Raw genomic sequence first — 25,269 nt, 5'->3', positions numbered from 1 at the left:
TCGGGGCTAGGAAAGCGAAACGTCTTAAATGATGATTGTCAATACTTGAATTATAAATTTTTCCAGAATAATATTAAAATTCACATTTGGCTATTCACTATTCACACTTTAACCACCCCGTCAAAAATTTCTTTGAAATTTTCGCCACACCTCCAAAGGAGGGGAATTCTTCAAGCTGTAATATCTTTGCTGAGTGAAACGCCTTTGCGAACGAAAAATATACACAATAATTTTTAACAAAACTTTATGGTCTTTGTGTTAAAAATAGATTCTTCACTGTGCTACGCTTCGTTCTGAATGACATACAGAAAAAACTTTCCAATACTAAAACTCTCAGATACTAATACTCTAAAAACCTAAAATACAAACCCAATCAAACTCATAAAAAACTTTCATCAAAAATCCTTAACTTTGCAGCCTACTAAAAATTTTTATGGAGAGTATTAAAGTTCACGACAAAACTTTTGTTCCTTATTTGGAGGACGCCGAAATTCAGGAGATTGTAAAAGCTACGGCTTTAAAAATTTATGAAGATTATAAGGATGAAGTGCCTGTTTTCATTGGGGTTTTGAACGGAGTGATCATGTTCTTCTCAGACCTTTTGAAGCATTATCCTGGAGAATGTGAGATTGCTTTCATTCAAATGAGCTCTTACGCAGGAACCGAATCTACGGGGATTGTTTACCAAAAAATGGAACTGACGAAAGACGTAAAAGACCGTCACATTATCTTGGTAGAAGATATCGTGGATACAGGAAATACTGTTGAAAGTCTTTTCAAATATTTTAACGAAACGCAACGTCCGAAATCTGTAAAAATAGCTTCATTCTTATTGAAACCTGAAGTGTATAAAAAAGATTTCCAGTTGGATTATATCGGAAAAGAAATTCCAAACAAATTTGTTCTAGGATACGGATTGGATTACGATGAGTTAGGAAGAAACCTACCAAATCTTTATCAATTAGAAGACGGACAAATCAACCATTAAACGCTGTTGGCTATTAGCTGATAGCTTTTAGCCCAAAAAGTAAAATAAAGAAATAAATTTAATAATAACTTAAAAACGCTAAAGGCTAAAAAAGCAGATCGGATAAAGGTAAAAAGCCAAAAGCCAGTTGCCAATTGCCAGAAGCAAAACAACATTATGATAAACATTGTTCTGTTCGGCCCTCCAGGAAGTGGAAAAGGAACTCAAGCGCAAAACTTAATCGAGAAATTTAATTTAAAGCAAATCTCAACAGGTGACCTTTTCAGATTCAACATGAAAAATGATACTGAGCTTGGGAAATTGGCTAAATCTTACATCGATAAAGGAGAATTGGTTCCGGATCAGGTAACGACAGATATGCTGATTGACGAAATCAGAAAACCGACCGATGCGGCAGGATTCATTTTCGACGGTTATCCAAGAACGGCTGTTCAGACAGAGGCTTTGGAGAAAATCGTAAAAGAAGAATTAAACGATGAGATCGACGTTTGCCTTTCTTTGGTAGTGGAAGATACTATTTTGGTTGAAAGACTATTAAAAAGAGGAGAAATCAGCGGAAGATCTGATGACAGCAATGTAGAAATCATTGAAAACAGAATAAAAGAATACTACGCAAAAACAGCAGAAGTTGCCGAATTGTATAAGCAACAAGGTAAATACGTAGAGATCAACGGTGTTGGAGACATCAACGAAATCTCTGAAAAACTTTTCGCTGAAGTAGAAAAAGTAAAATAGATTACAGTTGATAGTTGACAGTTGATAGTTGTCAGCAATCACAATCAACTGACAACCATTAACTGACAACTAAACTATATGTCAAATTTTGTAGATTACGTAAAGATTCATTGTAAAAGCGGTCACGGAGGTGCAGGTTCTGCCCATCTTCGCCGCGAAAAGTATATTCCTAAAGGTGGTCCTGATGGTGGAGACGGAGGTCGAGGCGGTCATATTATCATGAAAGGAAATGCTAATGAATGGACTTTACTTCCTCTTCGTTACACCCGTCACGTAAAAGCGGAACGTGGTGAAAACGGAGGAAAAAACCAGTTGACCGGAGCTTACGGAGCTGATGTTTATATTGAAGTTCCGATCGGGACTATCGCTAAAAATGAAGATGGAGAAATCATCGGCGAAATCATGGAAGACGGTCAGGAAATCATCCTGATGGAAGGAGGAATGGGCGGAAAAGGAAATGAATTCTTTAAATCTTCCACCAACCAGACTCCACGTTTTGCACAACCTGGAGGTGAAGGTCAAGAAGGTTACGTTGTTTTCGAGCTTAAAATTTTGGCTGATGTCGGTTTGGTGGGCTTCCCTAATGCCGGAAAATCTACGCTTTTAGCATCTGTTTCTGCGGCAAAACCAAAAATTGCCAACTACGCATTTACCACTTTAACTCCAAACTTAGGAATTGTTGATTACAGAAATTATAAGTCTTTTGTAATGGCAGATATTCCGGGAATTATTGAAGGTGCAGCGGAAGGTAAAGGTCTTGGTCACAGATTTTTAAGACATATTGAAAGAAATTCAATTTTATTATTTTTAATTCCGGCAGATTCTGAAGATCATTTCCAAGAGTTTAAAATTTTGGAAAATGAATTGAAAGAATATAATCCTGAATTGTTGGATAAAGATTTCATCGTTTCCGTTTCAAAATCTGATTTATTGGATGATGAATTAAAGAAAGAAATCTCCGCAGAATTCCCTGAAAATAAACAGCCTTTGTTTTTCTCAGGTGTTACAGGGGAAGGAACAATGGAATTGAAAGATGCCATCTGGAAACAGCTTCACGGATAAAATTTAGAACAATTTTTTCAAAATATAAATCCGTCTCATTATTTGAGACGGATTTTTTATTTAAATTATTTTGTACAAATTAAAACTTTTTCATTCTGAGAAAAACCATAGTAATCATCTTTCGAAAACGTTCTTACAACCACATTAAAACCAACTTCTTTTAAACGGGATTCCAAACCTTTCACAGAATAAATTCTCACATGATCTTCCTGTCCGAAATGTTTCAGTCTTTCCTCTTCCGTTGTGATTGAATAATCTTCGTAAATTTCACCATCTTTAAAAGGAGTCTGAATAAGAGCCTTTCCACCAGTTTTTAGCACTCTGTGCAATTCACTCATTGCTTTTTTATCATCAATAATATGTTCTAAAATGTGATAACAAACAATCAAGTCAAAAGTTTCTTGTTCAGCATCAATATTGGTAATGTCATATCGATAATCAGCAATAAAATCACTTCCAAAATCGGTTGCGAAATAACGAAGATCATTTTTCTTTTTCCACTTTTTATACAGCATTCGGAAAGGAGAAAAATCTAAAAAAATAGTATCTTTTTTTATAAACTCTTCGTTCAGCAATTTATACAATCGGCGAGCTCTGGAAATACTTCCGCAAATAGGACAAATTAAATCGCCATTTTCTAATTGGGCAAAACTTTTCAAATTCGTCTCACAAATATTACATTGATGATCTTTCCCTTTATAAAAAGGAATTAAAAGCTTTCTGAATCTTTCTTCATTTTCAATAAGCGCTTTTTGAGGAATGATATTTTTAGCGACAGATTTTAAAAAATTGTACATATTAGATGTGTAGAATTACAATCTTCAAAATAACAAAAATTTATCCTAAATGTCTTTTCCAATATTAAATTTATTCTGAAACTTTTATTAACAAAGGATTTGGAACAATTATTGAAAGACAAGATTCAAATTTAAACTATGAAATATTTACTAGGTCTTTGCGCTTTTATTTTTTTATTTTCATGTAATTCTCAGAATATGAAATCAAAATATTCTAAAATAGAATATGAAGCAACACCGTGTTTCGGATTTTGTCCAGTTTTTAAAATGACTATTAATCCAGACAGAACAGCCGTTTTCGAAGCAGAACATTTTAATTTTAATGATAAACCCTCAAAAGACGAATTTTCTAAACCTAGAGAAGGAACTTTTAAAGGAACCATTAAAGAAGCAGATTATAATAAATTAATCGCTTTATTGGATGGTTTAGATGTAAAAAATTTAAATGATAAATATGGTGAAAAGAATATTACTGATCTTCCGACATCTTATTTAAGAGTAAATTTTGCAGATGGAGGTTCTAAAAATGTAGAAGATTATGGGAAACGCGGAAGTGAAAAACTTTCAGCAGTTTACAAATTTTTCGAAGAATTGAGAAAAAATCAACAATGGACAAAAGTGAATTAATTCGCTTAAAAATATTTACGCTACCTTTGCAAACATAATTCCTTCATTTTGAAGGAATTTTTACTTTAATTATAAAAACAATTCATTTGAATTTTACAGATTTAAACTTAATAGAGCCTATTGCAAAAGCAATTCAGGAACAAGGATATACCAACCCAACGCCCATTCAGGAAAAATCGATCCCTGAAATTGTACAGGGTAAAGACTTTTTGGGATGCGCCCAAACAGGAACAGGAAAAACGGCGGCTTTTGCCATTCCTATTCTACAGAACCTTTCTAAAAATAAAACGTCAAACAGAAATATTAAGGCATTAATATTAACTCCAACAAGAGAATTGGCGATACAAATTGAAGAAAACATTCAGGCTTACGGAAAATATTTACCTTTAAAACATTTGGTGATTTTTGGTGGTGTAAAACCCGGAAATCAGGAAGCTGCTTTGAGAAAAGGAGTTGATATTTTGGTAGCAACGCCAGGAAGGTTATTAGATTTTATTTCACAAGGGATCATCAGCTTAAAAAATCTTGAAATTTTCGTTTTAGATGAAGCCGACAGAATGCTTGATATGGGTTTTGTACATGATGTGAAAAGAATTATCAAACTTTTACCTCAAAGAAGACAGACTTTGTTTTTCTCTGCAACAATGCCTGCTGAAATTCAAAAATTAGCGAATTCTATCTTAAATAATCCTGTAAAAGTAGAAGTTACGCCAGTGTCTTCGACCGCAGAAACGATCAATCAATCCGTTTATTTTGTACAGAGAGAAGACAAACTGAACCTTTTGGCTCATATTTTAAAAAATGATATTGCGGAATCTGTTTTGGTATTTTCAAGAACGAAACACGGCGCCGATAAAATTGCAAAAAAACTTCAGAAAGACGGAATTTCTACAGAAGCCATTCACGGAAATAAATCTCAAAATGCCCGTCAGAATGCTTTAAACAATTTTAAATCAGGCAAAACAAGAGTTCTTGTAGCGACTGATATTGCAGCAAGAGGAATTGATATTGATGAATTGAAATTCGTTATCAATTTTGAGCTTTCAGACGTTTCTGAAACCTATGTTCACCGAATCGGAAGAACGGGAAGAGCGGGCGCAGAAGGAAACTCAATCTCTTTTGTGGATGGTTTAGATTTATTAAACCTAAAAAATACAGAAAAACTGATCGGAATGAAAATTCCTATTGTGAAAGATCATCCTTTCCATACAGATAATCTTGTGGCTCAGAAAAGGGACTCTAATAATAAACCTGTTTCTGCAGGTTCTGAAAGACCAAAATCACAAAGACCGGGTTCTTCTTCAAGAGGAGGAAATAAAAAGCCCACTTCGGCAGGAGCTTCGGTTGGTTTTAAAAAGCCTAAGAATAAAAATTTCACGAGAAAGAAATAAAGAAAGCCTTCCGATTGGGAAGGCTTTTATTTTAAATTTTAACGAACATTTTCTTCGCATTTTCCGTGGTGATTCTATCAATTTCAGAGAAATCAACTTGGTAAATATCAACCAACTTTCCGGCAACCAAATCAAGATATGAACTTTCGTTTCTTTTTCCTCTGTGTGGAACTGGCGCCAAATAAGGTGAATCTGTTTCCAAGACGATTTTATCTAAAGGAATTTCATTCAAAAACTGATCGATCTTACCATTTTTAAACGTCACTACTCCACCGATTCCTAAAATGAAATTAAGATCAATGGCGCGCTTAGCCTGTTCTAAATTCCCTGAAAAGCAATGGAAAATCCCTCTTAATTTTGGATATTTTTTTCTTTCCAATACTTCAAAAGTTTCATCAAAACTTTCTCTCGTGTGGATCACGATGGGTAAATCCATTTCAATTGCCCAATCGATCTGCTGTTCAAAAGCTTTTACCTGAATATCCAACGTTGTTTTATCCCAATACAAATCGATCCCGATTTCTCCAATCGCGGGGAAAGCTCTTTGATCCAAATAATTTTTAACGATTTCCAGTTCTTTTTCCCAGCTTTCAGGTTTTACATAACAAGGATGTAAACCCATCATTGAAAAAATTTGGTTCGGATATTCTGCTTCTAACTGCAACATTTTTTCGTGAGATTCTGAATCAATAGCAGGGAGATAAAACTCTGTAATTCCTTTATCTAAAGCCCTTTGAATTGCTTCTTTCCTGTCTTCATTAAATTCTTCTGCGTATAAATGAGTATGTGTATCAATCATTTTTTTTTACATTTTTAATAGATCTTCGTAAGGATTTTCCAAACCCAGCAATATTCCAAAAGCAGGTTCTGTTTTGATTCCTTTTTTCTTTAATTCTATTATTTTTTGTTTAAAATCTTCTCCTTTTTCTTGTAATATTTTGTGCTCGGCAATCATGTGGCGATAAGCATTTTGCTCAATAGTCGGTTTATTTTGTCCGAAAATCTCGATGGGAAAATCCTCCAATATAAAATTTATTGTAATGCATTTTTCACCGTTGATAATTGGATATTCAACTTTAACGTCTGCATCATTGGGAATAAATTTGCTGAACATTAAATCATCCAAAAAATCTTCTTCAAATCTGAAATCAACTTCAAAAATAATATCCAGATCGCTTCCTTCAACATCAATTTCAATAGGAATTGTTCCTGCCAAGATTGGAGAATAAAACTTTAACTTCTCAAATAACCGATGTTTATTCAGAAGTGAATAAGCTCTTCTTTGTCTGTCATTTCCTACTTTTAAATAATCAAGTTTTGTAAAATCAATCATTCCAACTCATAACATTAAACATTGAACTTTAAACCTTAAATATCGAATGCTTTACTTTCTTTTGCTGAACTTCAATTCTTTGACTTAATTTTTCTCTAAACTCAATATATTTAGGATCTTTTTCGTCGTCAGTTCGGTGTTCTAAAGCTGTATGAATTTTAAAATTTTCCTTAATAAACTCTTTTGTTTCATCTGAAAAATAAGCTTCCCCGAATTTATCAAATATATAATTAACCGCCTGATTATTAGGATGAATCATATCTTCTTTATAAAAACGATAATCGCGAAGATCATCCATTAATATTTCATAAATCGGAAGGTAATGGCAGTAATCTAAACCATCAATCATTTCGTGGATAGAAGTAATTAATTTAGACTTACTCAACTGATTTTCAACCATTCCGTCTTTTGTATGACGAACTGGCGAAACTGTAAATAAAATCTGAACATCATCAACACAAATATCCTTCAAATTCAGAATCGTATTATAGATAGCTTCAGATATTTCCTGATAGCTCAGCAGTCTTTTTTCGAAAAATTTTTGCGGAATCTTGTGACAATTGGCCACCAATTTTTGTTTCGGAACAAATTCGTAAATAAATGAACTCCCGTATGTGATAATTACCCAATTGGTTTCCTGAAGAAACTGATTTCCTTCAACAATTTTAGTATTAATCTTTTCTAAAGTCTGGTGAAGGTATCGGGTATCAAAACTGGTATGATGATCCAAAGAAATAAATTCATCATTAAAAGTAATTAGTTCTTCTTCTTCATAAAACTCTGAATCATGAAGCCTTTTAATGGAATTATTGATCGAAAACGGGTTAAAAATAGTCCCAAATGGATTGTTTACCGACTGAAGCTGTCCCTGCAAGAACAAATCTGACATTTCTGACGCAAAACAGGAACCTATTGAAAATATTTTATCCTCAACATCTATCTTCTTCTTCGATTCTTTTATATCAACTTCTGTCCTGAATTTCATTGTATAGGTATGAGATTGCAGTTTATAGGTTGCAGGTAAACTGCGATCTGCGACCTATAAACTGCGACCTAATTTAGCTTTCTCTTCTCAATAAATAGTTTGCCAATTCTGCAAACGGTTTTTTCTTTTCTTCCGGAATATCAATTTTCTGAAGATAGCTTTGTCCGATCTCGTTGTGTTTTTCGATCAAACGCAATGCTTTCTCGTCAACTTTTGTTCTTCTGAAGATCTTTTCAACGTTATATACTTTATCGATATTATCGGTTTTTTTAGAATACCAATAATCCAGCTCTTTTAATTCTTCTTCTGTTGCATATTCTCTTGCCAAAAGGTAAAGAACCGTCTTTTTATTTTCATAAATATCTCCAGCGTGCTTTTTACCAAACTGCGACTGATCTCCGAATACATCCAAATAATCATCCATAATCTGGAATGCAATCCCGATGTGTTTTCCAAAGTTGAAAATAGCTTTAGCATCTTTGAAATCTGCTTTTGCAATCATTGCCCCGATTTCAAATGACGAAGCACTTAAAACACCAGTTTTATAAGTAATCATTCTGATATAATCATCAAAAGTTACGTTATCCTGAGTTTCAAAATTGATATCATATTGCTGACCTTCACACAGAAGTAACCCTGTATGCGTGAAAATTCTGATACATGCTTTGAAAATTTCAGGTTCAAGATCTTCGAAAAATTTGTAAGCTTTCAACATTAATCCGTCTCCTGAAAGAATACCTACATTGATGCCATGTAATGTATGAATCGTTGGCTTATTTCTTCTTAAAGGCGCTTCATCCATAATATCATCATGGATCAGTGTGAAGTTATGGAAAAATTCAATCGCCAAAGCAGGTTTGATTGCCTGTTTCAAATCGCCACCAAAAAGATCGCAAGCCATTAAAACCATAATCGGACGAAGACGCTTTCCACCATGGGAAATAATGTAGTTCATCGGATCATAAAGCTCCGTCGGTTTGTCTTTAAAAGTATATTTATTAATGGCGTCAGCAACAATCTGTTGGTATCTGTCTAAAAATTCCATAAATTCTAATAGTTTTAACAAAAATACAATTTTTAAAGTCTTAATAAAATAAAAATCATCACCGTTTTATAAAACAACGAATTGAATTTTGTCATTGACAATTCATTACTTTTAATTTATCCCACAATATTCAAGTCATAACTGAAATCATCATAGCCCCGATTGCAACGACATCCTTTTTGGTTGCGGCGAAGCGAAGCGGAGCCGTAACCAAAAAGATACAGTGAAAAGCGGGAAATTGCTCCTAAAAACAATTCGACAATGTCAAATAATCTAATATTCATTTTTCGAAACAAAAAAGCTTCACCCAAAATGAGCAAAGCTTTTATATTATTTAAAATTTATGTTTTAAGAGAAAAATGTCACCAAGAGGTAAGTAATTCCTGCAACAATAGCCGAAATAGGAATGGTAAGAACCCAAGCCCAAAGAAGACTTACTGTGATTCCCCATCTTACGGCAGAAATTCTTTTCGTAAGACCTACCCCGATGATAGAACCTGTAATGGTGTGTGTTGTAGAAACTGGGATACCAAAATGATCGGTAATGAATAGCGTGATCGCTCCCGCAGTTTCAGCACTTACCCCTTCTAATGAAGTTACTTTTGTAATTTTAGTACCCATTGTTTTGATGATCTTCCAACCCCCACTCATTGTTCCTAAACCAATCGCTAAGAACGATACCAAAGGAACCCAGATATAATGCTGTGCAAAATAATCGAAACGATCAGCAGAAGCTACGTTCAAATATTCTGCATCCTGAAGAATGCTAACATGATAATAAATCACTGCTGCCCCAATAATACCCATTACTTTCTGAGCATCGTTCAAACCGTGACCTAAACTGAACAACGCCGAAGAAGCCAACTGCAATCTCTTGAATGACTGATCTGCCTTGTGTGGGTTTGATCTTTTATAAAGATGAACAATGATTAATGTAATGATAATTGAAATAATCATCCCTATGATCGGCGCCATGAAAATGAACAGGAAAATAGGAATTACTTTATCAAACTTCACAACACTTTGCGTGGTTACCTGATGAGCAGCTTCTTTCAACGTAGCCCAAGTTCCTAACGCAGGTTGCGCCGCAGCTACATCATGATAATCCATCATAAAAGCGTGCATAAGCGCTGCTCCTAAAAATCCACCAATCAAAGTGTGAGATGAAGATGAAGGAATACCAAACCACCAAGTCAATAAATTCCATGCGATGGCCGCAACCAAACCAGAAAATATTACTTCAAGGTTGATAAAATTTTCATTAACTGTCTTGGCAATCGTATTACCAATTTTAAACTCTCCAATAATATACGCAGCGATAAAGAAAGCTGCAAAATTCCAAAGTGCTGCCCAAAGAACGGCCTGGAACGGAGTTAAAACTTTTGTAGAAACAATAGTCGCAATTGAGTTGGCTGCATCGTGAAAACCATTAATGTAATCAAAGATCAAAGCCAAAGCAATAATAACTATAAGTAAAATCGGAAATTCCATTGTTTAATTATAATTATTAAATTAAGCGTATTTAATCATGATGTTCTCAATTGTATTGGCAACATCTTCAGCCTTGTCGGTTACTACTTCAAGATAATTAAGTACAGATGAAATTTTAATAATGTTGATCGCATCGTTTGTTTCGAACAATTCTACCATAGAATTTGAAAGAAGGTCGTCTGCAATGTTTTCAATAGAATTTACTTTAATACAAGCTTCTTTTACCTGCTCCATGTTTTTAAAACCTTTAAGATTTTTCATTGCATTCTGAATTTCAAGACATGCTTTGTGGATTAGTAAAGAGAAATCTGAATACGCCTTCATTTCAGGCGACTTGTAAAGGAAGATATATTTTGTAGATGCGTAGATATAATCTGCGATATCATCTAAACCTGTTGCCAACGTGTGGATGTCTTCTCTATCGAAAGGAGTGATGAAGTTTTTCCCCAATTCTACGAAGATCTCGTGAGTGAGCTCATCATTTTTATGCTCATAATCGCTCATCTTTTTCAACATAGAATCATCATTAAGATCGAAATCTTTAATTCCGTGATTGAATTCCTCAGACATTGCTACCAGGTTTTCTGTTACTTTTTCGAAAAGCACAAAGAAGATTTTATCTTTCGGTTGAAAAGCGTGGAAAATATTACCAATTCCCATTGTAAAGTTTTTATAATTTTGACTGCAAATTTCCTAAAAAACCATCTTACCTGAAACTATATAACATTAAGTTTTGTTAACATTGGATTCACACTTCATTAGTATACAAAAAAACCGGCATTAAAGCCGGTTTATATATTTGAAAATGAGTTTAGTTAGCCTCTTCAGCCCTCATATCTTTACCTCTGAATTTCATTGATTGAATGTTGCTCAAAAGATCTCCTTTGAACGATTTTTCAACCTCGAAGAAAGAGAATTTCTCTAAAATTTCGATATCTCCGATTTCAGCTCTTTTCTTCGTCTTACCGTTTGATGTAGCTTTATTGATTATATCTAAAACATCCAGCTTCTTCAATTGATCTTTTTTACCAAGATTAAAGAAGAATCTTACCATGTTTTCATTTTTTCTTCTTGGTTTTCCACCACGCTCTCTTCTGTCTCCTCTCTCGCCTCTCTCACCTCTATCGCGGTCTCTACCTCTGTCACGATCTCTTCTGTCTCTTCTTCCGCCATCATCATCTCTGCTGCTTAGCTTCTGTTCTACAAGATCATGCCTGTCTTTATAATAAGCTGCCAAATCCTTCAATTGGAACTGAAGTAACTTGTGAACCAATTCTTCTTTTGTAAACGCTGAAAGATCAGGAATTAAAGCATCATCAAATGCAAAGAAATCTTCATGCTCTTCAAATAAGCTATCAAAAACACCACCTACCTGAGCTTTGATAACCTCTTCTCCTGTTGGGATTTTAGCTTCATTGATCTCAATTTTGGTAACTGATTTTATTTGTTTTAATTTTCTGCTTTCTTCAGGCTTAATTAAAGCAATTGAAACACCGTCTTTTCCTGCTCTACCCGTTCTACCACTTCTGTGAACGAATACTTCCGGATCATCAGGTAAAGAATAGTGAATAACGTGAGTCAGAGAGTTTACATCCAATCCTCTTGCTGCAACGTCTGTTGCTACCAAAATATCGATGTTTTTCAACCTGAACTTCTTCATTACCGTATCTCTCTGAGCCTGAGAAAGATCACCATGAAGTGCATCTGCTGCATAACCATTCTGCATCAAGAAATCAGCAACTTCCTGAGTTTCCATTCTTGTTCTACAGAAAATGATTGAATATTGATTCGGGTTAGAATCGATCAATCTCTTCAAAGCTTCTTTTTTCTGACGGTATCCTGCCACATAATATTCATGCTTAATGTTCTTTTTAACCTCGTTAATAGAACCTACAGAAATTCTGTGTGGTTTTGTCAAATAATTCTTAGAAATTCTTTCCACCTCTTTACTCATCGTAGCCGAGAATAAGAAAGTTTGTTTCGTTTCAGGAGTTTCGCTCAAAATTGTTTCCAATTCGTCTTTGAAACCCATTGAAAGCATTTCATCAGCTTCGTCTAAAACCAACCAATGAATTGCCGAAAAGTCTAGCGCTTTTCTGTTAATTAAATCAATCACTCTACCCGGAGTTCCCACAATAATTTGCGGCTTATCCTTCAAAGATCTGATTTGCTCCATAATACTGCTTCCACCATAAACTGCTGTCGTTTTGATGTCTTTCATGTATTTAGAGTAATTTTTAATGTCTTTTGTAATCTGAAGACATAATTCTCGTGTCGGACAAAGCACCAATAATTGGATTTTGCGACTCGTCTCGTCAATCATATCCAAAATCGGAAGCGAAAACGCTGCTGTTTTGCCTGTCCCTGTTTGCGCAAGTGCGATTAGATCGCGAATATCTGAAAGAATAAAAGGGATAGTCTGTTTTTGGATTTCTGTCGGGCTTTCGTAACCCAGTTCGCCAATTGCCTTTAGAATGTCAGGACTTAAATTGGTTTCCGTAAATAAATTCATTAAATATTTTAAAATTTTTGCAAAGATACAATTATTATTTGGATTTCTTTTTAACTATTATTACAGAAACAATAATTTAATATTCAAAACCCACAAGCCTTTTATAATTTCCGCAGAAAAACGATATTTTTTTTATTTTTATTTTAATAAAAGTTGAAACATCAAATTGTTATTGATTTCATCAATTTTCACATCTATTATTAGAAATAATTAAAAATATTATCGCTTAAAGTATACAGACTTTTATTTAATTTTGATGTTAAATAATAAAATATGTCCGCTACCCTATCACCAAAAACTTTTGATTTCCTAAAGAAACTTACCAAAAATAATAACAGAGAATGGTTCAACGAAAATAAAAACCTTTATCTGGAATCTCAGCAAAATGTAATCTCTTTTCTGGAAGATTTAATTAATGAAATGGCTGATTTCGATGAAGATTTAAGAAAAATAGATGCCAAGAAATCTTTGTTCAGAATTTATCGTGACACAAGATTCTCTAAAGATAAAATTCCTTACAAAACCAATTTCGGAGCTTCTTTGGGAATGGGAAAAGGAAGCCAGAAAGGCGGATATTACCTTCATTTAGAACCTGGAAAATCATTTATCGCAGGAGGAATTTACATGCCGGAATCTTCTGTATTAAAAGAATTGAGAAAAGAAATTTCTTTATACGGAGACGATTTTATTAAAATTTTAAACAATAAAGAGTTCAAAAAACATTTTCCAGAATTAGATCAGGCAGATAAATTAAAAAAAGTTCCTCAGGGATTTGAAAAAGAAGATACAATGGCAGAATATTTAAAACTGAAAAACTTTATTGTTGTTTACAATCTGAAAGATGAAGAAATTTTAAATGAAAGTTCAATTAAAAATTTAACTAAACTCTTTAAATTAATGAAACCATTTAATGATTTTCTTAACACTCCATTCTTATAACAACTATTAATACGGTAAAAATCAATTTTAAAAAAAATTCAACGATTAAGTTTTTAAACTGAAAATCAACCCATTAGATTTCGCTTCTTTTAACATTAGTTTAACATTTTTGATTATCTTTGCTGATCGTTAAAAAATCCAGGGATGTCTTTATACCAAAAAATTGCAGAAAAGCTACAGTACATCAGTCCTAGTTTTTACAAAAAAAGATATTTTAAAAGCTTAAATAATCTTACAAAGGACAATTTTTCTAAACGTAATGTAGAACCTGAATTGGTATGGATAAAGGAATTTCTGCCAAAAAATGCAGTAATTTTTGACATCGGTGCAAACGTGGGAACATTTTTGTATCAGCTGGAAAATAAATTGGTCAGTGACAATATTTACGCTTTTGAGCCTAATAAAAAGCTGTACCGAAGATTAAAAAGGCTTTTTCCGACGATGAGGGTTTTGCCTTTGGCACTTTCTGACGAAAATACGACCGCTGAGTTTAAAGTTCCCGTCATCAACGGGAAAATGATCGCTTCAAGAGGTACGCTAAACACCACCTACAAGGAAAAAGGCGAAGAAAAAAGCTACACCGAAAAGGTAAAAGTGATAAAACTGGATGAATGGGCAGCGATTGAGCATTTCACAAGACTGGATTTCATCAAAATAGATGTTGAAGGCAACGAAATGAAAACATTGAACGGCGCAAAAAAGATCATTCAACAATTTCTACCGACCTTAATGGTAGAAATGGAACAAAGACACCATGAAACTCCGATCTGGAATGAGATTTCCGAAGTAGAATCCTGGGGATATGATGCAAAATATCTCAACAGGCACACTTTTGGGCTTGAAAAGCTAACAGAAGAAATTCTTATAAAAAACACAAACGACGAAAAAAATAAAACCGAGTACATAAACAACATTATTTTTATACCTAAATAACAATTAAAACTAAAATATGAGCGTAGTTGCAAGACAAGGATTCAAATATTCCATCATCGGTTATATTGGTTTTTTGTTAGGTACCATTTCGGCGATTTTTATTTTCCCGAATGACTTTGAATTTTACGGAAAACTACGTTATATTTTGCCTACCGCAGAAATGTTGGTTCCATTTGTGGTGCTAGGTGTTTCTTATTCTAATGTGAAATTTTTTCATAAAGTAGATCAGGATGGTAAAAAGCAGAATATGCTCTCCCTTTCTTTAATGGCTATTTTAATTAATTTCATTGTTTTTACATTGGTATTTTTCGTTCTTCCTTTTTTCTTTCCAAAATTTAAAAATTTGGAAGCCTGGAAAATCAAAGAACTGATTCTACCTTTAATTTTAATTTTATCCTTCTGTGCTATTTTTAATAAATACACATCCAACTATAAAAGAATCGTTGTTTCTAATATTTTCGATAATCTTTTTCCGAAAATTGCCAATCTTGGAGCATTTTGTTTATTCTTTTACTTTGCCTTGTCGCAACAGCTGGCATTTACTTTTTTCTTCGGAATGTTTTCATTAATGCTTTTTGGATACATTTATTATACGAATAAGCTTGAAAAAATTCAGTTAGATTTCAGTACAGATTATTTTAAAAAAGATGGTTTCTGGAAAGAATTTTTCAATTATAGTTTCTTTGGGTTTTTAGGAACATTTGGAAATTATTTAGCCATCAATAGCTTTATGATTGGTGAATTCTTAGGAATGGAGGAAAACGGAATTTATGCTGTTTTATACGCTTTGATCTCTTTAATCTCAATTCCACAATTAGGATTATTCAATATTTCAGCACCAATTATTAGCAAAACGCTAGCCGACGGCGATATGGAAGAACTGGATAGATTTCATAAAAAAACGTCTTTAACTTTATATTTTTTAGGAGCAGTTCTTTTTTCATGCATCATGGTAGGATTTCCTTTTCTGACGCAGTTTATGCCTAAAAATGGTGTTATGCTGAGAGAATACGAACCTGTGGTTTGGATTTGGGGATCTGCCGTATTGATCGATCTTGCGACAGGATTCAACGGAAATATTATCTCGCTTTCAAAATATTACCGATTCAATATTCTGGTCATGCTTTTATTGGCAGGATTAACGATTGGCCTTAACTACTATTTCATTAAAAATACCGACCTTAAATTGATTGGAATTGCCTTGTCTACAGCGATTTCATTAACCACTTATAACGTCATTAAAATTGCTTTCAATTACTTTATATTTAAAGTTTCACCGTTGACGATTGAGATGATTTTCGTGTCGATTATCTGTACTTTGGCGATCACGGTGGCGATTGTACTTCCGACATTTAACAACAATTTTATTAACCTGCTTTACAAGCCATCGGTTGTTTTAATCCTTATTTACATTGGAAATTATTTCACAAAAGTATTCCCAATTGAGGATTATCTGAATATGAAATTCATTAAAAGTGTATTGAAATTTAAGTAGAAATTAGCTGATTCAGAACATTTTCTAATTTTTGTTGAACCGTATTTTTATTATAATCCGTTTGAAAATCAAAACGAGTTTGCTTCAGCGTTTGGAATTGCTCAAGAATGTCCTGTTTTTCAGGAATAATAAAATCTAATTTTGAAGAATAATTAGCAGGAAAAACAGCCGGTTTTCCATATTTAATCGTGTCTCCCAGATTACCCGTCATTTTCGTTTTTCCGTAAATTTCCTTCTGGCTAAAAAACATTGTCTCCTCTTGAATCGGACACCATAAAACATCTGCATTTTGCATCCAACTGTCAAAGTCTTCAGGCGAAACACGCTCGGAAAAATATTGAATAGAAATATATTCTACGCTACGTTCCAAATTAATAAGTTCCGTAAGTTTATTTCCGACAGCTTTTCCTAAAAAAATAAATTGAAGTAATTTAATTTTTGATTCTCCTTCTTTGATATTCTTTTCTAATTCTTTAATCTTATTAAAAACAGAATAATAATCCCTTCTTTTTTGTGAAACCCCTCCAGGAATAACAATTGTCAGAATATTACTTTCTGAGAAAGCATTGTTTTTTGAATAAAAAATAGGTAGAAATCGATATGAATCAGATGACAATTCTTCATCTAAAACTAAGAGATTTTTAGCCTTCTCATAAGCTTTGGAAGTATTAAAAAGTCCTTCTTTCCACCATAATTTTAAACGATAAATAAGATCTTCTTTGAAAATATTTTTAATTAAATCTAGCTTTGAAATTTTAGTAAAATTAATATTATGAACAATAAAAGTAGTATTATATTTTTCGGCAATAGTCTGAAAAGTATTAAAATAGCGATGAACAGTTCCTACAATAATAAGATCATATTTTTTCATCTTTAACTGTTCTAAAATCATAGAACTATCCGATAAAAATACAGATTCATCGTAATCATTAATCTGATTTTTTATCTTTTTTGAAAAATAATAATCTACCGAAAATTCCGTTGAATCTTTCATAATTTCTAAGAAACTCTGGGCAATTTCAGCATGGGTATCAATTTCTATGTAGGCTATTTTTTTCAATTCTATTTTTAAGCACTAATTACACAAATATTTTCACAAATGGCACGAATCATTATATTTTCAGCCATTTATTTTCTCGCATCTTTCATCGTTGGTTGTTGTAATGATAGGATTATCATCCTATCCTACTCTAAATCGTCCCTTCGGGACTTATAGGATATTTTCACAAATGAAATAAACAATTACATTTTCAGCCATTTCTTTTTCAGCATTTTCCAGCGTTGATCGTTGATGACTTTTCTTTCCTGTTCAGAAATTTTTAATTCTAATTTTTGAGAGCAACAATTCTCGTACGATTTTATGATTTGGAAGAAAAAAGAAACTGATTTACTTTTCATTGCCTCTTTTGCGGAAGCAACATACGCTAAGAATCTTCTTAATCCTAGAAAGTAGAAATATCTTCCGTAATAATCCGAAGCTTTTACCGTGTAATCGGCACCTTTTACTTTAATTAACTTCACGTGTAATTCAGGTAAAACAACTTCTTTCCAGCCTAAATTTTCAAGCAAAATAGAATCGATATTATCCCAGCCCAAAGTTTCCCGTAAACCGCTAATCGCTTCAAAACATTCCTTTCGATATGCCTTCATCGGACCTCTCACATGATGTTTGTTGGAATTTCCTTCATACACCCATTCGCCATTTTTTTCAATATATAACAATCCGCCAACCAAACCGTAAGTTGGATTATTTTGAAAAGCATTTTGTACAGACTGAAGATAATTTTCGGAAAGAATAATGTCAGCATCAAACTTACAAATGATGTCAAAATCATTTATATTTTGAGTTTTTAAGCCATTTTTAAAAGCATTTACCACTTTTGAACCAGGCTGGTGCGCTGATTTTTGAAGGTTAATGGTTTCAAAACGAGAATCTCTGTCGGTGAAACCTTTAATAACCTCCGCCGTTTTGTCTGTAGAACCGTCATTTACCACCACGACTTTAAAATCTTTAAAATTTTGACGTTCTAAAGATTCTAAAGTAAACGGCAGATTATCCTCCTCATTATGAGCCGGAATTATGATTAAAAATCTCACTTTTTAATTTTCAAATTAACTTCAAATAAAAATTCAGGTTCATTTAAACTCTGAAATTTTTTCGTTTTAAAATCTCCTTTCATGAAAACTGCACACAAAGAATTTTGAACGTGATACAAATTTTTATGAAAATTGTTCGGCATTCCATCTAAAATTCCCTGAAAAACTTCATATCGTATTTTTTCAGGATTAAAAGCGTAATCATGCCATACAACGATAGAATTTTCATGAATTAAATTGCCAAAAACCTTTTTGGTATCATTTTTTACCATTTCGTAAGAATGATCGCCATCGATGAAAATAAGATCGTATTTTTTATCTAAACCTTTAAAATCAAAAGCCTTTGAATTTCCTTCTAAATGAAGAATACTAGGATTTTTTCTAGAAACAATGCCGTGAAGTTCGGCATATTTTTTATCAATTCCTAAAGCAATGATCTCTTCTTTTGAAAGATTAAGCGTTGTACAGTCATCAATCACTTTTGCGACATTCCACACACTTTCTCCTCGCCAGGTTCCGATTTCGAAATAACTTTTCTTCCCTTTTGCCAAGGTTTTCAGCAGTGCCAAATCTGTCGGCAGAGAAGCTCCATCCAAAAAGCAAATGTCAATAGATTCATCAAAATCTTCGCTCAAATCTAATAGACTAATTTGAGGAAGCGTTTCTAAATGCGGATATTTTTTAAGAAATTCTTTTTTTCTGACTTCTTTGTCGTTCAGTACTAAATTCAGCAGACTAGGTTCTTGTGCTATATTTTGAAGTGCCTGAACTGTTTTTTTGATTTTACTCACAGAATATTATTTACTATGTGGTTTCAACATATTTTTCGGATCAAGGATCTCATCCAGCTTTTCCTGAGAAAGAATTCCTTTTTCCAACACTAAATTATAAACACTTGTTCCCGTTGCCAAAGCCTCTTTAGCAATAGCAGTCGACTGTTTATAACCGATGTACGGATTAAGCGCCGTAACGATCCCGATGCTGTGTTTTACCATATTTAAACAAACCTCTTTGTTAGCCGTAATTCCAACCACGCATTTATCGCGAAGGGTATCCAAGGCGTTACAAAGGAAATTGATATTTTCCATGATAGCGTGAGAAAGTACCGGCTCCATCACGTTAAGCTGTAATTGTCCGGCTTCGGCAGCGAAAGTTACCGTTAAATCATTTCCTATCACTTTAAAACATACCTGATTCACCACTTCCGGAATCACAGGATTTACTTTCCCGGGCATAATTGAAGATCCCGGCTGCATCGGAGGTAAATTGATTTCAAAAAGGCCTGCTCTAGGTCCTGACGAAAGCAATCTCAGATCATTACAAATCTTTGATAATTTCACGGCAAGACGCTTCATCGCAGAAGAATAAATAACGTAAGAACCTGTATCTGGAGTTGCTTCCACCAAATCGGGTGCAGAAACTACAGGAAAACCAGTCAGTTCCGCCAAATTTTTAGCACAAAGCGCAGCATAACCGATCGGAGCGTTTAATCCTGTCCCGATGGCAGTTGCGCCCATATTTACCTCAACAAAAAGATTGGCGTTATTATTTAATTTAGAAATATCTTCTTCCAAAGTCGCCGCATACGCTTCAAATTCCTGACCTAAAGTCATTGGAACTGCATCCTGAAGCTGCGTTCTTCCCATTTTTATAACATCATGAAACTCTCTTCCTTTTGCACGGAAAGCATCTACAATACTTTCTAATCTTTGAGCCAAACCAACATTCATGTGCAATAATCCCATCTTAATCGCGGTAGGATACGCATCGTTGGTCGACTGTGAAAGATTGATATGATCGTTTGGCGAGCAGAATTCGTACTCCCCTTTATTTTTACCTAATTTTTCTAAAACAATGTTAGCGATTACCTCATTTGCATTCATATTGATTGAAGTTCCCGCTCCTCCCTGAATCATATCAACAGGAAATTCTTCATGAAATTTACCTTCGATAATTTCATTACAAGCTTCAGCAATTTTGAAATACAAATTTTCATCAAGCAAACCTAATTCATAATTGGTTTTCGCTGCTGCTTTTTTCACAAAAGCCAATCCTTTGATAAAATCCGGATACGAAGACAAAAGCTGCCCCGAAATCTTGAAATTATTGATTGCTCTTTGTGTCTGAACTCCATAATATGCATTTAAAGGAACTTCTAATTCCCCCAGCAAGTCACTCTCTTTTCTGAAATTTTCCATTACAGATAATGTTAATTTTTTTGTGGCTTAAAGATAGCAAAAACGCATCTTATCGATGCGCTTTAAAATTATTTATTTTGTAGAATATTTTAGATTCAAAGCTTGTAATATAGACCATGTTTCAGCATCCATAATTCCGTCATAGTTTTGCGGACGGAAATGATATTGGAAGGCTTCAATGGTCTTCTTGGTCGCATCATCCCATTTTCCGCTTAAATCAAGTCCGTACCCAAATTTCTGCAATTGGGTCTGCACACTATAGATAAATGTTGGGTCGATATATTTCGTCTGAAAATCTGTGGAAGTAGCTAAATCATAATAATTCTGTTTAGCAGCCTGATCGTACCACATCCCAATTTGATATTCATCATACAATTTTTTCCAAGGAAACATTGGTCCAGGATCCTGTTTTCTCGTTGGAGCAATATCCGAATGTGCCAATACATTGGTCGCCGGAATTTGATATCTCGTAATAATATCTTTAGCTAAAGCCGCTACTTTTTTTACCTGAGCATCATCAAAAGTTGCAAAAACTTTTTTACCCGTCGCATCCGAAGTATAACCTGCATTTACAATTTCAATCCCAATCGATGTATCGTTAAGATTTTTATCAGTTCTCCAAGTGCTTACTCCTGCATGATAAGAGCGCTTGTTTTCGTCTACTAATTGATAGATTTCGTTATCTCCCGTATTATTTACAAGATAATGGGCACTTACATTTTGCTGAGTAAGAACTGTGATCGATTTATCATCCGGTAAAGCGGTATAATGAAGAATCAGATATTTTTGTCTGAAATTCTGTGCAATTGCCGGAAAATAGGTTTTCACCACCTTATATCCTGCAGGTTTTGCCGAAACGATGGAACCGTAACTTGCGGTATTATCATTTTTAGTTGGATCTGCGATATTGGTAGTAAAAAATTCTACTCCGTGGTCAGATGTAATTTGAGGTTTTGGTTTTTCAGGAGTCTGAGGTTTTACCGGAGTTTTTGCCTGTGATACTGGGGTCTTCGGCTTGTATGAACTTTTTTTTACATTTTGTTGAGAAGTACATGAAAAAACAAAAGTACTTAATCCGATGATATATAATGTCTTACGCATTGATCTATTTTTTTAATCATTTATCCCATCAAAAATACGCAAAATTTTCTTGAAAAATATTTGGTAAATAAAGAAATCTGTTCTATATTTGCACTCGCAATAACGGAACAACGATCATTAAAAAATAAGATAAACAGGAGGGTTGCCGGAGTGGTTAACGGAGCAGTTTGCTAAACTGTCGACGCGAAAGTGTCGCAAGGGTTCGAATCCCTTACCCTCCGCTTTTTCTATATATCTTTCGGGGCGTAGCGTAGTCCGGTCATCGCGCCTGGTTTGGGACCAGGAGGTCGCAGGTTCGAATCCTGCCGCCCCGACACAATAGCTTTTATTTATTATAATAACAAGCGAGAATCAAAACCCAAAATGGGTGCGTAGCTCAGCTGGATAGAGCATCTGCCTTCTAAGCAGACGGTCAAAGGTTCGAATCCTTTCGCGCTCACATAAAACTCACAATTTTTATTGTGAGTTTTTTTTGTTTTTAGATTAAAATTTTTCTTCTAAAGAAATTTCGAAATAACGTATTAAGTACAAAATTTGAGGACTATTAAGTTTTTGTCCAAAAAGATGGAGTTATTTTCTTAATTCTATGATCAAAGAATAACTGCGCTGCATTTAGCCACAAATTGCTCAAACTTTCGATTTGTATTTTTCATAATTGGTCCGTGTCCGAAACAAATAATAGAAGGGCTAAGCTTTGCTAATTTTTGGAGTGATTTGACATTTTCCTGCTGATCCGAGGTGAATATTTTTGGAGGAAGCCTCAAACCGGTTGCCGTTGTGAGCAAGTTCATATTTGTTGCCACATCACCAATGATCAGCACACCATCTCGCTCGCGGAACAAAGAAATATGACCAGTTGAATGTCCAGGAGTTTCTATTACCTGAAAGTTACCTATCATATCATTTTCAACGATTGTATGTTTAACTTTATGTCCCTGACCTGCCCAATACTTCTGTTGAAACTTTGCTACCCAATGTTCTGGAGTTGGATAGTCCTTAGTGACCATACCAGTTTCAGTTCTAAAAACTTCATCTGGATGACAAAGCAAAGGGATCGCAAATTCACCACATATCTGATCGCTACAGCCCTGGTGATCTGCATGTGCATGCGTAAGTATATGTTGATAAACAGGAATTTTCTGAAGTACTTTCTTCACCTTGGTATATGAACTGCGTATTCCAGAATCTACCAATACACCTTCGATAATATAACAGTTGATACTGTTTCGTGGCATAAGTGGGATTTGGAATACTTCGGGAGCAACTTGATGTAGCATTATTTTTTTATGCAAATCTACCTTACTAATCTGTATCACATAAGGACATTTGTCCTATAAAACTTTAGGTTTATGTATTTGGCTCTTTATTCTTGTAAGCGATCGTTGAGCAACACCAAGGTATGATGCCAAATCCTGAGTCGTTATACGCTGAATCAACATCGGTTCATTAGACAGAATATGGAGGTATTTATCCAAAGTTGATTTATTATTGTAATTCAGCAGATAGAGCTCCTTTTGACTATATTCCCATTCCATTATTGACTTTATAATTACATTCCAAGCGGGCATCTTACTTAGGAGAAGCTGATAATCCGAATGGTTTATACTGTAAATTACACAATCTTCTATAGCTTTGATGCTCCTTTTAGATTTTTCCTGTTTTACAAACTCTGGAAATGAAGTAGCAAATTCGTTTTCAAACTTGAAGCAAGTTATATTTTCTTTTCCATCTTTATCCAAAGCATACGCTTTTACAGCGCCGCTAGCAATAAACCCATGAAAACAGAGTTTATCCTCCTGAATAAAAAAATCACCTTTTTTTAAACTAATCTGTTGGAAGAATTGCATAGAAAAATCGATTTCCTCAGCCGGTAAACCTTTTGAGAACAGGAAATTTTCAAATACGTCAGCCATTTTACAATTTTTTATTCTTATATTTCTTCTTAACCGACTATTGATTACATATCAAATTCGGCATTCAAATCTAACAATTCTACGAATTAAAAGAAGTATTAAGATTCAATAAAAATTTCAAATCTTTGAACTTTAGTTTTATTGAAAAGAATTAATCTAGCATTCTATTTCTAAGCCCCCTTATTCTCTCTATATACAACTTTATTCAGGAAGAAGTAAAATACATCATTTCTTATTTTAATTACGCTGTGATTACCATTCAATTTTACTAATTCTTTTTGAAGATTTTCTCCAATATTTTCAATTCCATTTTTATTGAAATTATTATTTGAATGATGATCTAAGTTTTGATGTTTTCTGTTTTTGTTTTCGGAAAATTTTCACAGAGCTTTGTTCATGTAAAAATTAGAGATAAATGAAATCATTAGCAGCAATAACAACAAAAGAAAAATTTTCTTTTTCATTTAAATTTCATCTAAAATAATGGTTATTAATCAGGTAAAGGTAATAAAAAAGTACGTCGAAAAAATTAATCAAAATTTATTACAATTTTATTTTCATAATTCAAAAAAACGTTATACATTTGCAACCACAAAAAACAAGGTAATTCTTGTTAAAAAGATGACCTCAATCGGGGCGTAGCGTAGTCCGGTCATCGCGCCTGGTTTGGGACCAGGAGGTCGCAGGTTCGAATCCTGCCGCCCCGACAATTTTAGGGTGCGTAGCTCAGCTGGATAGAGCATCTGCCTTCTAAGCAGACGGTCAAAGGTTCGAATCCTTTCGCGCTCACATAAAACTCACAATTTTTATTGTGAGTTTTTTTGTTTTATATTAGCAAGATGTGCTATTGCTATATTCTTTATTCCAATCAGTTAGACAAATATTATATTGGTCATTCTTCTGAAAGTCTACAAGAGAGATTAAGAAAACATCTTTCAAACCATACCGGATTTACTTCAAAAACCAAAGACTGGTTTATTATTTACTTTGAAAGCTTCAACTCAAAATCCGAAGCATACAAAAGAGAACTTGAGATCAAAGGATGGAAAAGCAAAATAAGAATTCAAAAACTTATTCGCGAAGCTGACAAATAGAGCATCCCGATTTATTAATCGGGACGGTCAAAGGTTCGAATCCTTTCGCGCTCACTTAAACTCACAACTTCTGTTGTGAGTTTTTTGTTTTTTCACTTTGAATTTCTATTTCAAAAGATGTTTAAAATGGATGATGAGTTACAAAAGTTAGGGACTATCCACAAAGTTTGTCATCCCCGTAGGGATCTAAGCATAGTATAAGAAAACAAAACTAAAGCAATTGTTAATTTTCTCTTTAACGCTATCGATCGCTAAGACTTTACATCCCGTTACACCTATTTTCGGTCGCAATGGCGTTCTACTCAGCAAATGATAGCAATATTTAGCTGGTTTAACTATAAAAATTAAAAGCCTTACACTCTGAACACAAAGCCCACAAAGTTTTATGGTTATGATAAGTTTTAAGTTTCACAAAACGAAGTTTCGCCGATTCAGATTAAATCAATTTTATAATTTAGGCAAAGCCGTTCCACTTATAAAAGATAATAAAAGCTGATCTATTTTAAGTTTTGAGACTGAGGCTTTAAAATTTT

The 25,269-nt window shown here is 33.9% G+C and carries 24 protein-coding genes and 5 tRNA genes; 14 read left to right on the top strand and 15 right to left on the bottom strand.

What is annotated here, in order from left to right:
* The first annotated feature begins 433 nt into the window (after positions 1-433).
* From OXQ85_RS13150 to obgE, 3 genes are all read left to right on the top strand, one after another.
* Positions 434-988 (top strand): phosphoribosyltransferase family protein, encoded by a 555-nt coding sequence (locus OXQ85_RS13150; RefSeq protein WP_267405128.1) that lies wholly within the window; start codon positions 434-436, stop codon positions 986-988.
* Between the two features lie 156 nt (positions 989-1,144).
* A complete protein-coding gene (locus OXQ85_RS13145) occupies positions 1,145-1,723 on the top strand; it encodes an adenylate kinase (RefSeq protein WP_039364831.1) in 579 nt (192 codons plus the stop codon).
* Between the two features lie 78 nt (positions 1,724-1,801).
* The gene (obgE, locus tag OXQ85_RS13140) at positions 1,802-2,785 is read left to right on the top strand and encodes a GTPase ObgE (protein ID WP_267405127.1); all 984 of its coding nucleotides are present in this window, start codon (positions 1,802-1,804) and stop codon (positions 2,783-2,785) included.
* Positions 2,786-2,850: 65 nt separating this feature from the next.
* Here the strand turns inward: obgE and OXQ85_RS13135 are convergent, their stop codons facing one another.
* Positions 2,851-3,582, bottom strand: a complete 732-nt coding sequence (locus tag OXQ85_RS13135; protein WP_267405126.1) for a methyltransferase domain-containing protein — start codon at positions 3,580-3,582, stop codon at positions 2,851-2,853.
* Positions 3,583-3,720: 138 nt separating this feature from the next.
* On the opposite strand from OXQ85_RS13135, the gene OXQ85_RS13130 reads away from it, so the two are divergent.
* Positions 3,721-4,209, top strand: coding sequence for a DUF6438 domain-containing protein (locus tag OXQ85_RS13130; protein ID WP_267405125.1), 489 nt, complete (start codon positions 3,721-3,723; stop codon positions 4,207-4,209).
* Between the two features lie 86 nt (positions 4,210-4,295).
* Positions 4,296-5,600, top strand: coding sequence for a DEAD/DEAH box helicase (locus tag OXQ85_RS13125; RefSeq protein ID WP_267405124.1), 1,305 nt, complete (start codon positions 4,296-4,298; stop codon positions 5,598-5,600).
* 31 nt (positions 5,601-5,631) lie between these two features.
* Here the strand turns inward: OXQ85_RS13125 and OXQ85_RS13120 are convergent, their stop codons facing one another.
* The 7 genes from OXQ85_RS13120 to OXQ85_RS13090 form a co-directional block, all read right to left on the bottom strand.
* The gene (locus OXQ85_RS13120) at positions 5,632-6,399 is read right to left on the bottom strand and encodes a TatD family hydrolase (protein WP_267405123.1); all 768 of its coding nucleotides are present in this window, start codon (positions 6,397-6,399) and stop codon (positions 5,632-5,634) included.
* Positions 6,400-6,405: 6 nt separating this feature from the next.
* A complete protein-coding gene (locus tag OXQ85_RS13115; RefSeq protein ID WP_267405122.1) occupies positions 6,406-6,933 on the bottom strand; it encodes a DUF4269 domain-containing protein in 528 nt (175 codons plus the stop codon).
* Positions 6,934-6,961: 28 nt separating this feature from the next.
* Positions 6,962-7,918 carry a GSCFA domain-containing protein gene (locus OXQ85_RS13110; protein ID WP_267405121.1) on the bottom strand — a complete coding sequence of 319 codons (957 nt, stop codon included), beginning with the start codon at positions 7,916-7,918 and terminating at the stop codon, positions 6,962-6,964.
* A gap of 73 nt (positions 7,919-7,991) precedes the next feature.
* Positions 7,992-8,963, bottom strand: a complete 972-nt coding sequence (locus tag OXQ85_RS13105; protein WP_267405300.1) for a polyprenyl synthetase family protein — start codon at positions 8,961-8,963, stop codon at positions 7,992-7,994.
* 348 nt (positions 8,964-9,311) lie between these two features.
* The gene (locus tag OXQ85_RS13100; RefSeq protein ID WP_267405119.1) at positions 9,312-10,454 is read right to left on the bottom strand and encodes an inorganic phosphate transporter; all 1,143 of its coding nucleotides are present in this window, start codon (positions 10,452-10,454) and stop codon (positions 9,312-9,314) included.
* A 21-nt stretch (positions 10,455-10,475) separates the two neighbouring features.
* Positions 10,476-11,114 (bottom strand): DUF47 family protein, encoded by a 639-nt coding sequence (locus tag OXQ85_RS13095; protein WP_267405118.1) that lies wholly within the window; start codon positions 11,112-11,114, stop codon positions 10,476-10,478.
* Positions 11,115-11,265: 151 nt separating this feature from the next.
* Positions 11,266-12,966, bottom strand: coding sequence for a DEAD/DEAH box helicase (locus tag OXQ85_RS13090; protein WP_267405117.1), 1,701 nt, complete (start codon positions 12,964-12,966; stop codon positions 11,266-11,268).
* Positions 12,967-13,239: 273 nt separating this feature from the next.
* Between OXQ85_RS13090 and OXQ85_RS13085 the strand changes: the two genes are divergently transcribed.
* The 3 genes from OXQ85_RS13085 (at position 13,240) to OXQ85_RS13075 (ending at position 16,333) form a co-directional block, all read left to right on the top strand.
* Positions 13,240-13,905: a DUF2461 domain-containing protein gene (locus OXQ85_RS13085; protein ID WP_267405116.1), complete on the top strand. Its 666-nt coding sequence runs from the start codon at positions 13,240-13,242 to the stop codon at positions 13,903-13,905.
* A 144-nt stretch (positions 13,906-14,049) separates the two neighbouring features.
* Positions 14,050-14,838, top strand: a complete 789-nt coding sequence (locus OXQ85_RS13080; RefSeq protein ID WP_267405115.1) for an FkbM family methyltransferase — start codon at positions 14,050-14,052, stop codon at positions 14,836-14,838.
* A 16-nt stretch (positions 14,839-14,854) separates the two neighbouring features.
* Complete coding sequence (locus OXQ85_RS13075) at positions 14,855-16,333, top strand: oligosaccharide flippase family protein (RefSeq protein ID WP_267405114.1); 1,479 nt, start codon at positions 14,855-14,857, stop codon at positions 16,331-16,333.
* Here OXQ85_RS13075 and OXQ85_RS13070 read toward each other — a convergent pair.
* The 5 genes from OXQ85_RS13070 to OXQ85_RS13050 all read right to left on the bottom strand — a co-directional run bounded on the left by OXQ85_RS13070 (position 16,326) and on the right by OXQ85_RS13050 (position 21,729).
* Complete coding sequence (locus OXQ85_RS13070) at positions 16,326-17,393, bottom strand: hypothetical protein (RefSeq protein ID WP_267405113.1); 1,068 nt, start codon at positions 17,391-17,393, stop codon at positions 16,326-16,328. The two genes, OXQ85_RS13075 and OXQ85_RS13070, sit on opposite strands and share 8 nt — an antisense overlap.
* Before the next feature lie 182 nt (positions 17,394-17,575).
* Positions 17,576-18,430: a glycosyltransferase family 2 protein gene (locus tag OXQ85_RS13065; RefSeq protein WP_267405112.1), complete on the bottom strand. Its 855-nt coding sequence runs from the start codon at positions 18,428-18,430 to the stop codon at positions 17,576-17,578.
* Complete coding sequence (locus OXQ85_RS13060; protein WP_267405111.1) at positions 18,427-19,221, bottom strand: class I SAM-dependent methyltransferase; 795 nt, start codon at positions 19,219-19,221, stop codon at positions 18,427-18,429. The genes OXQ85_RS13065 and OXQ85_RS13060 overlap by 4 nt, the downstream gene beginning before the upstream one ends.
* 6 nt (positions 19,222-19,227) lie before the next feature.
* Positions 19,228-20,628 (bottom strand): aspartate ammonia-lyase, encoded by a 1,401-nt coding sequence (aspA, locus tag OXQ85_RS13055; RefSeq protein WP_267405110.1) that lies wholly within the window; start codon positions 20,626-20,628, stop codon positions 19,228-19,230.
* Between the two features lie 72 nt (positions 20,629-20,700).
* The gene (locus OXQ85_RS13050) at positions 20,701-21,729 is read right to left on the bottom strand and encodes an N-acetylmuramoyl-L-alanine amidase (protein WP_267405109.1); all 1,029 of its coding nucleotides are present in this window, start codon (positions 21,727-21,729) and stop codon (positions 20,701-20,703) included.
* A gap of 136 nt (positions 21,730-21,865) precedes the next feature.
* Here OXQ85_RS13050 and OXQ85_RS13045 point away from each other — a divergent pair.
* The 3 genes from OXQ85_RS13045 to OXQ85_RS13035 all read left to right on the top strand — a co-directional run bounded on the left by OXQ85_RS13045 (position 21,866) and on the right by OXQ85_RS13035 (position 22,168).
* Positions 21,866-21,950: transfer RNA gene (locus OXQ85_RS13045), tRNA-Ser, on the top strand.
* Between the two features lie 18 nt (positions 21,951-21,968).
* Positions 21,969-22,043 (top strand) — tRNA-Pro (locus OXQ85_RS13040).
* 51 nt (positions 22,044-22,094) lie between these two features.
* Positions 22,095-22,168: transfer RNA gene (locus OXQ85_RS13035), tRNA-Arg, on the top strand.
* Positions 22,169-22,319: 151 nt separating this feature from the next.
* On the opposite strand, the gene OXQ85_RS13030 is transcribed toward OXQ85_RS13035, so the two are convergent.
* On the bottom strand, positions 22,320-23,006 hold the full coding sequence (locus OXQ85_RS13030) for an MBL fold metallo-hydrolase (protein WP_267405108.1): 687 nt from the start codon (positions 23,004-23,006) through the stop codon (positions 22,320-22,322).
* A 54-nt stretch (positions 23,007-23,060) separates the two neighbouring features.
* On the bottom strand, positions 23,061-23,642 hold the full coding sequence (locus OXQ85_RS13025) for a Crp/Fnr family transcriptional regulator (RefSeq protein ID WP_267405107.1): 582 nt from the start codon (positions 23,640-23,642) through the stop codon (positions 23,061-23,063).
* A gap of 632 nt (positions 23,643-24,274) precedes the next feature.
* Between OXQ85_RS13025 and OXQ85_RS13020 the strand changes: the two genes are divergently transcribed.
* From OXQ85_RS13020 to OXQ85_RS13010, 3 genes are all read left to right on the top strand, one after another.
* Positions 24,275-24,349: transfer RNA gene (locus OXQ85_RS13020), tRNA-Pro, on the top strand.
* A gap of 8 nt (positions 24,350-24,357) precedes the next feature.
* Positions 24,358-24,431: transfer RNA gene (locus OXQ85_RS13015), tRNA-Arg, on the top strand.
* A gap of 50 nt (positions 24,432-24,481) precedes the next feature.
* Complete coding sequence (locus OXQ85_RS13010; protein ID WP_267405106.1) at positions 24,482-24,736, top strand: GIY-YIG nuclease family protein; 255 nt, start codon at positions 24,482-24,484, stop codon at positions 24,734-24,736.
* The last annotated feature ends 533 nt before the right edge of the window (positions 24,737-25,269 follow it).

It is taken from the genome of Chryseobacterium sp. GM_Chr_2 (assembly GCF_026540445.1).
Taxonomy (GTDB): Bacteria; Bacteroidota; Bacteroidia; order Flavobacteriales; family Weeksellaceae; genus Chryseobacterium.
This window is presented reverse-complemented; position numbering and strand designations above follow the sequence as displayed.

Coding starts and splice junctions, on each gene's coding strand:
- OXQ85_RS13150 (WP_267405128.1), top strand. CDS start 434: ATGGAGAGTATTAAAGTTCACGACAAAACTTTTGTTCCTTATTTGGAG.
- OXQ85_RS13145 (WP_039364831.1), top strand. CDS start 1,145: ATGATAAACATTGTTCTGTTCGGCCCTCCAGGAAGTGGAAAAGGAACT.
- obgE (WP_267405127.1), top strand. CDS start 1,802: ATGTCAAATTTTGTAGATTACGTAAAGATTCATTGTAAAAGCGGTCAC.
- OXQ85_RS13135 (WP_267405126.1), bottom strand. CDS start 3,582: ATGTACAATTTTTTAAAATCTGTCGCTAAAAATATCATTCCTCAAAAA.
- OXQ85_RS13130 (WP_267405125.1), top strand. CDS start 3,721: ATGAAATATTTACTAGGTCTTTGCGCTTTTATTTTTTTATTTTCATGT.
- OXQ85_RS13120 (WP_267405123.1), bottom strand. CDS start 6,399: ATGATTGATACACATACTCATTTATACGCAGAAGAATTTAATGAAGAC.
- OXQ85_RS13115 (WP_267405122.1), bottom strand. CDS start 6,933: ATGATTGATTTTACAAAACTTGATTATTTAAAAGTAGGAAATGACAGA.
- OXQ85_RS13110 (WP_267405121.1), bottom strand. CDS start 7,918: ATGAAATTCAGGACAGAAGTTGATATAAAAGAATCGAAGAAGAAGATA.
- OXQ85_RS13105 (WP_267405300.1), bottom strand. CDS start 8,963: ATGGAATTTTTAGACAGATACCAACAGATTGTTGCTGACGCCATTAAT.
- OXQ85_RS13100 (WP_267405119.1), bottom strand. CDS start 10,454: ATGGAATTTCCGATTTTACTTATAGTTATTATTGCTTTGGCTTTGATC.
- OXQ85_RS13095 (WP_267405118.1), bottom strand. CDS start 11,114: ATGGGAATTGGTAATATTTTCCACGCTTTTCAACCGAAAGATAAAATC.
- OXQ85_RS13090 (WP_267405117.1), bottom strand. CDS start 12,966: ATGAATTTATTTACGGAAACCAATTTAAGTCCTGACATTCTAAAGGCA.
- OXQ85_RS13085 (WP_267405116.1), top strand. CDS start 13,240: ATGTCCGCTACCCTATCACCAAAAACTTTTGATTTCCTAAAGAAACTT.
- OXQ85_RS13080 (WP_267405115.1), top strand. CDS start 14,050: ATGTCTTTATACCAAAAAATTGCAGAAAAGCTACAGTACATCAGTCCT.
- OXQ85_RS13075 (WP_267405114.1), top strand. CDS start 14,855: ATGAGCGTAGTTGCAAGACAAGGATTCAAATATTCCATCATCGGTTAT.
- aspA (WP_267405110.1), bottom strand. CDS start 20,628: ATGGAAAATTTCAGAAAAGAGAGTGACTTGCTGGGGGAATTAGAAGTT.
- OXQ85_RS13050 (WP_267405109.1), bottom strand. CDS start 21,729: ATGCGTAAGACATTATATATCATCGGATTAAGTACTTTTGTTTTTTCA.
- OXQ85_RS13030 (WP_267405108.1), bottom strand. CDS start 23,006: ATGCTACATCAAGTTGCTCCCGAAGTATTCCAAATCCCACTTATGCCA.
- OXQ85_RS13025 (WP_267405107.1), bottom strand. CDS start 23,642: ATGGCTGACGTATTTGAAAATTTCCTGTTCTCAAAAGGTTTACCGGCT.
- OXQ85_RS13010 (WP_267405106.1), top strand. CDS start 24,482: ATGTGCTATTGCTATATTCTTTATTCCAATCAGTTAGACAAATATTAT.